This window comes from Streptomyces flavofungini (genome assembly GCF_041028215.1).
In the GTDB taxonomy this organism is placed as follows: Bacteria; Actinomycetota; Actinomycetes; order Streptomycetales; family Streptomycetaceae; genus Streptomyces; species Streptomyces flavofungini_B.
Map to the genome: position 1 here is coordinate 1 of NZ_JASKYR010000246.1, position 10,976 is coordinate 10,976.

The window sequence follows — 10,976 nt, forward strand, 5'->3', positions numbered from 1 at the left end:
GCTCGGGCGCGGGCGGCGGTTCCGGCGGCCCGTGCTGGGGGCGGGGGACAGAGGCGTCGTACGGAGGGTGCGGCATCCCGGGTCTCCTTGCGCGGCTGTTGGCCCTTGCGGACCGCAGGAGCGAGAGGAGCCGAGACGTTACTCGTAAGTAGTCGCGATGCGCGGGGTTTTCACCGAACCGGCCGGTCGGCCCGCGCCGCCGCTCAGTCCGCCTGCTGCGGCGACGGCAGCCCGTCGGGCCGCGGCTCGGGCCGCTCCTCCGTCAGGACCGGAAAGCGGCGCGGGGCCACGAACAGCAGGACGAGCAGGGCGAGGACCGCGGCGCAGCACGCGCCGACGTAGACCGCGTCCACCGCCGCGTCGACCGCCCGGCGGAGCCGTTCGGGGTCGGCGACCGAGCCGGGGTCGTCCAGGACGCGGGCCACCGAGTCCAGGGAGCCCGAGCCGCCGAGCCGTGCGCTCAGGACGCCGTTGGCCACCGCGCCGAAGAGGGCGGCGCCCAGGGTCTGGCCGATCTGGCGGCAGAAGAGGATGGACCCGGTGGCCGTGCCGCGTTCGGCCCAGCCGACGGTGGACTGCACGCCGACGATCAGCGGCAGTTGGAAGAGGCCGAGGGCCGCGCCGAGGAGCAGCATGATCAGGGCGGGCTGCCAGGCCTCGCCGGGGTAGGGCAGGAGCGGGAAGGCCAGCAGGATCAGGGCCGCCGCCGAGATGCCGGTGACGGCGGTGTTCCGGAAGCCGAGCCTGCGGTAGACGTGCTGGCTGAGCGCGGCGGAGACCGGCCAGCTCAGGGTCATCACGGAGAGCACGAAACCGGCGGCGACGGGCGCGAGGCCGAGCACGGACTGGGCGTAGGTCGGCAGGAAGACGGTGGGGGCGACCATCAGGAGGCCGAGCGCGCCGAGGGCGAGGTTCACCGCGGCGATGGTGCGCCGCCGCCAGACCCAGCCGGGGATGATCGGCTCCTCGGCCCGGCGCTCGATGAGGACGACGAGGGCCACCAGGGCGAGGCCGCCGGCGAAGAGCGCGAGGGAGGGCGCGGAGAGCCAGTCCCAGGCGACACCGCCCTGCACGAGCGCGGTCAGGAGCACCCCGCCGCAGGCGAAGACGGCGAGTGCGCCCGGCCAGTCCACGCGCCCGCGCCGGACCGTCCCGCGCTCGGGTTCGTGCAGGTGGCGGACGATGAGCCAGAGGGCGAACGCCCCGATCGGCAGGTTGATCAGGAAGATCCAGCGCCAGTCCGCGTACGAGGCGATGAGCCCGCCGACCGCGGGCCCCGCGACGGCGGACGTGGCCCACACGGTCGACAGCTTGGCCTGGATCTTCGGGCGTTCCTTCAGCGGGTAGAGGTCGGCGGCGAGCGTCTGCACGGTCCCCTGGATGGCGCCGCCGCCGAGCCCCTGGACGACCCGGAAGGCGATGAGCGACCCCATGTCCCAGGCCAGGGCGCAGAGCGCGGAGCCGAGCAGGAACAGGACGCAGCCCGCGATGAGGACGGGCTTGCGGCCGAAGGTGTCGGAGAGCTTGCCGTAGACGGGCAGGGTGACGGTGGCCGCCAGCAGATAGCCGGAGAAGAGCCAGGAGAAGATCGAGAAGCCGCCGAGCGAGCCCACGATCTGCGGTACCGCGGTCGAGACGATGGTGGTGTCGATGGCGGTGAGCGCCATGGACAGCATCAGCGCGGCGACGACGGCGCCCCGGCCACGGCTCCGGCCCGGTATCGCGCCCTGTCCGTCCACCCCGTCCACCCCGTCCTCCCCGGTCACAGAAATCCCTTCCCCCTGCATCTATCGCCGCGGGTCACCTTCTCACCCGCCGGGGGGTGGCGGGCAGGGTGCGGGCAACCCTGACGCGGGCTCCACCGGCGGGTGGAGAACCCCTAGGGGGTCCTCCGTACTCCGGACCGGGGAGGGTTCGTACCGCCGGAGGATGAGCGGGCCGCAGGCCGGTCCTTAAATGGTCTTTACGACGAACCACACCCCGCGGGTGGGGTTTTCCCCCGGAAAAGACTGCGCTGAGCACCAGCGCGCCGGGACCCGTCGGACCACCAGACTTGAGCGCGCCACACACACCCGATCCAACGCGTGACCGACATAGGAGACTTACCGTGACAACGGCTGTGACCACACCCAGGCACGGGGGCACTGGAGGGCGTACGGCCGTGGCGGCACGGGCGCGCCAGGTCGTGAAGGCGTACGGCTCGGGGGAGACCCGGGTCGTCGCACTCGACCACATCGACGTCGACATCGCCCGCGGCCAGTTCACCGCGATCATGGGTCCTTCGGGCTCCGGCAAGTCCACCCTCATGCACTGCCTCGCGGGTCTGGACACGGTCAGCGGCGGCCAGATCTTCCTGGACGAGACCGAGATCACCGGCCTGAAGGACAAGAAGCTCACCCAGCTCCGCAGGGACCGGATCGGCTTCATCTTCCAGGCGTTCAACCTGCTTCCGACGCTCAACGCCATCGAGAACATCACGCTCCCGATGGACATCGCGGGCCGCAGGCCCGACCGGGGCTGGCTCGACCAGGTCGTGGAGACCGTCGGCCTCGCCGGACGGCTCAAGCACCGCCCGACCGAACTCTCCGGCGGCCAGCAGCAGCGCGTGGCCGTGGCCCGTGCGCTGGCCTCGCGGCCCGAGATCATCTTCGGCGACGAGCCGACCGGAAACCTCGACTCCCGCGCGGGCGCCGAAGTCCTCGGCTTCCTGCGGCGCTCGGTGACCGACCTCGGCCAGACCATCGTGATGGTGACGCACGACCCGGTGGCCGCCAGTTACGCGGACCGCGTCCTGTACCTCGCCGACGGCCGGATCGTCGACGAGATGCACCACCCCACGGCCGACCAGGTCCTTGACCGCATGAAGTCCTTCGACGCGCGGGGGCGCACGTCATGACCGTGCTCAAGACCTCGATGCGCAACTTCCTCGCGCACAAGGGCCGCATGGCGCTCTCCGCCGTGGCAGTGATCCTGTCGGTGGCGTTCGTGTGCGGCACGCTCGTCTTCTCCGACACCATGGGCACCACCTTCGACAAGCTCTTCGCGGCGACCTCCGCCGATGTCACGGTCAGCCCCAAGGACGCCGAGGGCGCGGGCGAGTCCCCGCGCAGCGGCAAGCCCGAGTCGATGCCCGCATCCGTCGTCGGCGCGGCGCGGAAGGCCGAGGGCGTCAAGGCTGCCGAGGGCGCGGTCAGCAGCGAGAGCGTCACCCTCGTCGACCACAGGAACAAGGACCTGGGCCCCACCGGCGGCGGTCCGACCATCGCGGGCAACTGGACGCGCAACGACCTGCGTTCGATGGACATCACCTCCGGTCACGCGCCGCGCGGACCCACCGAGGTGATGATCGACGCCGACACCGCGGACAAGCACGGCGTGCGGATCGGTGACGAGCTGCGCACCATCGCCGCCACCGGCGACCACACCGCGAAGGTCTCCGGCATAGCCACCTTCAAGGTCACCAACCCCGGTGCCACGATCGTCTACTTCGACACCGCGACCGCCCAGCGCGAACTCCTCGGCGCCACCGGCCGGTTCACCCACGTCAACCTCACCGCCGACACGGGCGTCAGCGACACCGCCCTGAAGGCGCACGTCACGACGGCCCTGGACAAGGGCGCGTACGAGGTCAAGACGCAGCAGGAGGCCGCCGACGACAACCGGAAGTCCGTCAGCGGGTTCCTGGACGTCATGAAGTACGCGATGCTCGGCTTCGCCGGGATCGCCTTCCTCGTCGGCATCTTCCTGATCATCAACACCTTCTCGATGCTGGTCGCCCAGCGCACCAGCGAGATCGGCCTGATGCGCGCCATCGGCTCCAGCCGCAAGCAGGTCAACCGCTCGGTGCTCGTCGAGGCCGTGCTGCTCGGCGTGGCCGGCTCCGTCCTCGGCGTCGGCGCGGGCATCGGCCTCGCCGTCGGCCTGATGAAGCTGATGTCCGGCGTGGGCATGGAACTCTCCACCGACGACCTCACCGTCGCCTGGACGACCCCCGTGGTCGGCCTGGTCCTCGGCATCGTCGTCACCGTCCTCGCCGCCTACCTCCCGGCACGCCGGGCGGGCAAGGTCTCCCCGATGGCCGCGCTGCGCGACGCCGGGACCCCGGCCGACGGCAGGGCGAGCGCGCTGCGCGCCGTCATCGGCCTGGTCCTGACCGGCGCGGGCGCCTTCGGCCTCTACACCGCGTCGCAGGCCGACAAGGCCTCGGAGGGCTCCCTCTTCCTGGGCGGCGGTGTCGTCCTGACCCTCGTCGGCTTCGTCGTCGTCGGCCCGGTCCTCGCCTCCGGCGTGGTCCGCGTCTTCAGCGCGGTCCTGCTGCGGTCGTTCGGCCCCGTCGGACGGATGGCCGAGCGCAACGCGCTGCGCAACCCGCGCCGCACCGGGGCGACCGGCGCGGCCCTGATGATCGGCCTCGCGCTCGTCGCCTGCCTCTCCGTGGTCGGCTCCTCGATGGTCGCCTCGGCCACGGACGAGCTCGACAAGTCGGTGGGCGCGGACTTCATCATCCAGTCCGAGAAGGGCGCCCCGATCACCGCCAAGGCCGAGCAGTCCCTGCGCAAGGCCGGGCACATCGGCCACATCACCCGCCTCAAGGGCATCGAGGCCGACATGACCACGCCCGACGGCAAGACCGTGGACGGCGTCGGCCTGAGCGCCGCCGACCCGACCTACGCCAAGGACCTGCGCCGCGAGACGGTCTCCGGCGAGCTGTCGGCCGCCTACGGGAAGGACGCCATGTCGGTCGGCGACAAGTTCGCCGAGAAGCACGGCCTGGAGGTCGGCGACGAGCTGAAGGTCGCCTTCGAGCACGGCAGGACCGCCGAACTGCGGCTCGCCGCCGTCACCAAGGACGACGGGGCCCTCGACAACGGCGCGATGTACCTGAGCATCCCGACGCTGGAGAGGTACGTCCCCGCCGACCGGATGCCGCAGAACGACGTCATGTTCGCCACCGCCGCCAAGGGCCAGGACAAGGCCGCCTACCAGTCCCTGAAGGACGCCATGGCCGCGTACCCCCAGTACAAGGTCATGGACCAGACCGACTTCAAGGAGACCCTGAAGAGCCAGGTCGGCCAGCTCCTGAACATGGTCTACGGCCTGCTCGGCCTCGCGATCATCGTGGCGGTCCTCGGCGTGGTGAACACCCTGGCCCTCTCGGTGGTCGAGCGCACCAGGGAGATCGGCCTGATGCGGGCCATCGGCCTCTCGCGCCGCCAGCTCCGCCGCATGATCCGCATGGAGTCCGTGGTCATCGCCCTCTTCGGCGCGCTGCTCGGCCTCGGGCTCGGCATGGGCTGGGGCGCCACGGCACAGAAGCTGCTCGCCCTGGAGGGCCTGAAGGTCCTGGAGATCCCGTGGCCGACGATCGTCGCGGTCTTCGTCGGGTCGGCGTTCGTAGGCCTGTTCGCCGCCCTCGTCCCGGCCTTCCGGGCGGGCCGGATGAACGTCCTGAACGCGATCGCCACCGAGTAGTCACCGAGTACTCCGGGGGCCGACAGCCACAGTGAACGGGGGAACGGGGGAGACGGCCCCCGGCGGACGTGTCACGCGTCCGCCGGGGGCCGTCCGTCGTGTGCCCGCGGCCGGGCGTCAGGCCCGGCGGATCAGCACATAGCCATGGACGTCCGCCTCGTGGACGTACCGGGTGCCCGGGTGCATCTTCTGGGCGTAGTCGACCGGGTCCTTCAGCCAGCCGTCGCGGTTGTCCAGGGCGAAGTACTGCGGGACGACCGGGCGGGCCGCGCCGACCCAGAAGACGCGGGCGCGCGAGGTGAGCCGGGTGATGGGCCCGATGTTCGCCTCGACGGTGGCGCCGTCGGGGATGCGGTCGAGCATCCGCTCCACGTCGATGACCTGACCGCTCTTCTCGTACGTACGCGCCTCGGTCAGTGCCGAGACCGGCAGCGAGGTCGTCAGGGCGAGGGCCGCGGCGGCGGCGCAGGCGGGCAGCAGCTCGGCGTACCGGCGCAGCCAGGGGCGCTCGCTGTGGCGGGCGCGGGCCACGGCGTCGGTGAGGGCCAGCAGGAGCACCGGCATCAGGACGGCGCTGTAGTGCCAGTCGGTGCCCCAGTAGTGGTCGTCGGCGGAGAGGAAGCGCCAGCCGATGGTGGGGAGCGTGACCAGGAGCAGCGGCGAGCGCAGGGCGAGCAGCCCGGTGGTGGGGACGAGCAGCCAGCCGAGCGTGCGGACCTTGGTCCAGAAGCCTTCGAAGAGGACGGGGAGCCCGCCGCCGTCGCCGACCTTGTCCCAGTAGTCGTACGCGCCGACGGAGTTGAACGCGGGGATGACCAGCGTGAGCGTGACGAGGGTGGCGAGGGCGCCGAAGGCGGCGACGGCGATTGCCCAGCGCAGTGCCACGGGGTCGGAGCGGCGGCAGCGGATCGCCACGACGACGGCGATGGCGGCGAGGGTGACGCCCAGGTCCTCCTTGACCACGACGAGCGGCAGCGCCCAGAGGAGCGCGGCCCGCCACCGCTCCCGCAGCAGCGCCTCCAGGGAGAACGCGATCAGCGGTACGGCGAAGCAGATCTCGTGGAAGTCGAAGTCGGCGGCGCGCTGGATGCCCCAGGAGAGCCCGTAGGCGATGCCCACCGCGAGCCCGGAGCCGCGCCCGAGCAGCCGGGTGGCGGCGCGCGTCACGGGGATCGCGGAGAGCGCGAAGAGCAGGGCCTGGGCGACGAGGAGCGTCAGGGGCGAGGGGAAGAGGCGGTAGGCGGGCGCGAGCAGGGCGGTGACGGGGCTGAAGTGGTCGCCGAGGATGTTGGCGCCGGGGCCCTTGAGGTCGGCGACGGGCACCTGGAGGTGCGCGTAGGCCCGCACGGCCTGCTCGAATATCCCGAGGTCCCAGGAGCGGCTCTCCATCTGCCGGTACCGCCCGACGGACACCATGGCGTACGCGAGGAAGAGACCGGCGGCGAGGACGAGCGGTGCGCGGTCCCAGGCCCTGCCGCTCCCGGTGCCGGGACCGGCTGCCTGGTCCCGCCCGGGTATGAGCGCGTCGGCACGCTCCAGGGCGGGGGCGTCGGTCTGTGCTCCGGGCATGACGTGGCTTCCTGGTCGGTGGCGGTGGTGCGACGGGCCGCGCCGGGCGGGCGGCCGCCTCGGACCGGCGTGTCTTCGGACCGGCGTATTCGGGACATTGTGCGGGAAGGACCGCTCCGCACCCTAGGCCGGGCGTGCCGCACCCTAGGCGGGGCGTGCCGCGCCGCGCGACGGGGCGCGCCGTGCCGCCGCGCCCGGAGCGTGAGCGTGCCGCACCCCGGCGAGGGCGCGAGCGGGCCGCACCCCGGGGGCGCGCGTCGGTCCGAGCCGCGCCTGTCGGTCCCAAGTCGTACGCTGGATACCCCCGGCCCGTGCGACGTGCCGGGCGGTTCGCGTTGCCCACTTCACTCCGGACCCCTCCGGTACCTGGACGGAATAAGCCCACATGAGCCTGCACGGTCTGCTCGACGCCGTCGTCAAGGACGCCGCACTCGCCGAGGCGGTCACGGCCGCCCGCGACGGCCACCGCATGCACGTCGACCTGGTCGGCCCGCCCGCGGCCCGTCCGTTCGCCGTGGCGGCGCTCGCCAGGGACGCCGGACGCCCCGTCCTCGCCGTGACGGCGACGGGACGCGAGGCGGAGGACCTGGCGGCGGCGCTGCGCACGATCCTGCCGCCGGACGGCGTGGTGGACTTCCCGTCCTGGGAGACGCTGCCGCACGAGCGCCTCTCGCCCCGCTCCGACACCGTGGGACGCCGCCTGGCCGTGCTGCGCCGCCTGGCCCACCCCCGGACGGACGACCCCGAGACGGGGCCCGTGTCCGTCGTCGTCGCGCCGGTCCGCTCGGTTCTCCAGCCGCAGGTCAAGGGCCTCGGCGACCTGGAGCCCGTCGCGCTGCGCGCCGGACAGACCACCGACCTCAACGAGATCGTCGAGGCGCTCGCGGCCGCCGCGTACGCCCGGGTCGAGCTGGTCGAGAAGCGCGGCGAGTTCGCCGTGCGCGGCGGCATCCTCGACGTCTTCCCGCCGACCGAGGAGCACCCGCTCCGCGTCGAGTTCTGGGGCGACGACGTCGAGGAGATCCGGTACTTCAAGGTCGCCGACCAGCGCTCCCTCGAAGTCGCCGAGCACGGCCTGTGGGCGCCGCCCTGCCGTGAGCTGCTGCTCACCGACGAGGTGCGGGAGAAGGCGGCCGTCCTCGCCGAGCGGCACCCGGAGCTCGGCGAGCTGCTCGGCAAGATCGCCGAGGGCATCGCGGTCGAGGGCATGGAGTCCCTCGCGCCCGTCCTGGTGGACGACATGGAGCTGCTGATCGACGTCCTGCCGAAGGGCTCCATGGCGGTGGTCTGCGACCCGGAGCGGGTGCGTTCGCGCGCGGCCGACCTGGTGGCGACCTCGCAGGAGTTCCTCCAGGCGAGCTGGGCGGCGACGGCGGGCGGCGGCGACGCCCCGATCGACGTGGGCGCGGCCTCCCTGTGGGGCATCGCCGACGTCCGCGACCACGCCCGTGAGCTGGGCATGATGTGGTGGTCGGTGAGCCCCTTCGCGGCCGACGAGACGCTGAACCAGGGCGCCGGAGCGCCGGGGGACGACGACACCCTGAAGCTCGGCATGCACGCCCCCGAGACCTACCGGGGCGACACCGCGAAGGCCCTCGCCGACACCAAGGGCTGGCTCGCCGACGGCTGGCGCACGGTCTATGTCACCGAGGGCCACGGCCCGGCCGCCCGTACGGTCGAGGTGCTCGGCGGCGAGGGCATCGCCGCCCGCCTCGACGGCGACCTCGGCGAGCTGACGCCGTCCCTCGTGCACGTCTCCTGCGGCTCGATCGACTACGGCTTCGTCGACCCCGCGCTGAAGCTCGCCGTCCTCACCGAGACCGACCTGTCCGGCCAGAAGGCGGCGGGCAAGGACGGCCAGCGGATGCCCGCGCGCCGCCGCAAGACGATCGACCCGCTGACCCTGGAGTCCGGCGACTACATCGTCCACGAGCAGCACGGCGTCGGCCGCTACATCGAGATGGTGCAGCGCACCGTCCAGGGCGCGACCCGCGAGTACCTGGTCGTGGAGTACGCGCCCGCCAAGCGCGGCCAGCCGGGCGACCGCCTCTACATTCCCACCGACCAGCTGGAGCAGATCACCAAGTACGTGGGCGGCGAGGCCCCCACCCTGCACCGGCTCGGCGGCGCCGACTGGACGAAGACGAAGGCGCGCGCGAAGAAGGCGGTCAAGGAGATCGCCGCCGACCTGATCAAGCTCTACAGCGCCCGCATGGCCGCCCCCGGCCACTCCTTCGGCCCCGACACGCCCTGGCAGCGCGAGCTGGAGGACGCCTTCCCCTACGTGGAGACGCCCGACCAGCTCACCACGATCGCCGAGGTCAAGGAGGACATGGAGAAGACGGTCCCGATGGACCGCCTGATCTGCGGCGACGTGGGCTACGGCAAGACCGAGATCGCGGTCCGCGCCGCGTTCAAGGCGGTGCAGGACGGCAAGCAGGTCGCCGTCCTCGTGCCCACGACGCTCCTGGTGCAGCAGCACTTCGGCACGTTCTCCGAGCGGTACTCCCAGTTCCCGGTGAGCGTGAAGGCGCTGAGCCGCTTCCAGACGGAGACCGAGTCCAAGGCGACCCTCGAAGGGCTGCGCGAGGGCTCGGTGGACATCGTCATCGGCACCCACCGCCTCTTCTCCTCCGAGACCAAGTTCAAGGACCTCGGCCTGGTCATCGTCGACGAGGAGCAGCGCTTCGGCGTCGAGCACAAGGAGCAGCTCAAGAAGCTCCGCGCCAACGTCGACGTCCTGACGATGTCGGCCACGCCCATCCCCCGAACGCTGGAGATGGCGGTCACCGGCATCCGCGAGATGTCCACGATCACCACCCCGCCCGAGGAGCGGCACCCGGTCCTGACCTTCGTCGGTCCCTACGAGGAGAAGCAGATCGGTGCGGCGGTCCGCCGCGAACTGCTCCGCGAGGGCCAGGTCTTCTACATCCACAACCGGGTGGAGTCGATCGACCGCGCGGCGGCCCGGCTCCGCGACATCGTGCCCGAGGCGCGCATCGCCACCGCCCACGGCCAGATGTCCGAGCAGGCCCTGGAGCAGGTCGTCGTGGACTTCTGGGAGAAGAAGTTCGACGTGCTCGTCTCGACGACGATCGTCGAGTCCGGCATCGACATCTCCAACGCCAACACCCTGATCGTGGAGCGCGGCGACAACTTCGGCCTCTCCCAGCTCCACCAGTTGCGCGGCCGGGTGGGCCGTGGCCGCGAGCGGGGCTACGCCTACTTCCTCTACCCGCCGGAGAAGCCGCTCACGGAGACCGCCCACGAGCGCCTCGCGACGATCGCCCAGCACACCGAGATGGGCGCGGGCATGTACGTGGCGATGAAGGACCTGGAGATCCGGGGCGCCGGAAACCTCCTCGGCGGCGAGCAGTCGGGCCACATCGCGGGCGTCGGCTTCGATCTGTACGTCCGCATGGTCGGCGAGGCGGTGGCCGACTACCGCGCCTCGCTGGAGGGCGGCGTGGAGGAGGAGCCGCCCCTTGAGGTCAAGATCGAGCTCCCGGTCGACGCGCACGTCCCGCACGACTACGCCCCCGGCGAGCGCCTGCGCCTCCAGGCCTACCGCGCCATCGCCTCCGCCAACACGGAGGAGGACGTCACCTCCGTACGCGAGGAACTGACCGACCGCTACGGCAAGCTGCCGGAGCCGGTCGAGAACCTCCTCCTGGTGGCGGGCCTGCGGATGCTGGCGCGCGCCTGCGAGGTCGGCGAGATCGTCCTCCAGGGCAACAACATCCGCTTCGCCCCGGTGGAGCTGAGGGAGTCCCAGGAGCTCCGCCTCAAGCGCCTGTACCCCGGCACGCTCATCAAGGGCAACGCCCAGCAGATCCTGGTGCCGCGCCCCAAGACCGCGAAGGTCGGCGGCAAGCCGTTGGTCGGGCGGGAACTGCTCGGCTGGGTGGGGGAGTTCCTGGCCTCGATCCTGGGGT

At 72.0% G+C, this 10,976-nt stretch carries 5 protein-coding genes; 3 read left to right on the top strand and 2 right to left on the bottom strand.

The genetic code is table 11. The features are described from left to right. Positions 1-203: 203 nt before the first annotated feature. Entirely contained in the window at positions 204-1,787 is a 1,584-nt protein-coding gene (locus AB8Z36_RS18485) for an MFS transporter (protein WP_369214433.1), read from the bottom strand. A gap of 320 nt (positions 1,788-2,107) precedes the next feature. Here AB8Z36_RS18485 and AB8Z36_RS18490 point away from each other — a divergent pair, with 320 nt between their 5' ends. Both AB8Z36_RS18490 and AB8Z36_RS18495 read left to right on the top strand, forming a co-directional pair. Next, positions 2,108-2,896 carry an ABC transporter ATP-binding protein gene (locus tag AB8Z36_RS18490; RefSeq protein ID WP_369214434.1) on the top strand — a complete coding sequence of 263 codons (789 nt, stop codon included), beginning with the start codon at positions 2,108-2,110 and terminating at the stop codon, positions 2,894-2,896. Further along, complete coding sequence (locus AB8Z36_RS18495) at positions 2,893-5,472, top strand: ABC transporter permease (RefSeq protein ID WP_369214435.1); 2,580 nt, start codon at positions 2,893-2,895, stop codon at positions 5,470-5,472. The genes AB8Z36_RS18490 and AB8Z36_RS18495 overlap by 4 nt, the downstream gene beginning before the upstream one ends. Positions 5,473-5,589: 117 nt before the next feature. On the opposite strand, the gene AB8Z36_RS18500 is transcribed toward AB8Z36_RS18495, so the two are convergent. Further along, the gene (locus tag AB8Z36_RS18500; protein WP_440581944.1) at positions 5,590-7,041 is read right to left on the bottom strand and encodes a DUF2079 domain-containing protein; all 1,452 of its coding nucleotides are present in this window, start codon (positions 7,039-7,041) and stop codon (positions 5,590-5,592) included. A 385-nt stretch (positions 7,042-7,426) separates the two neighbouring features. On the opposite strand from AB8Z36_RS18500, the gene mfd reads away from it, so the two are divergent. Beyond that, the coding region (gene mfd / locus AB8Z36_RS18505; RefSeq protein WP_369214436.1) for a transcription-repair coupling factor at positions 7,427-10,976 on the top strand (3,550 nt) is incomplete at its 3' end.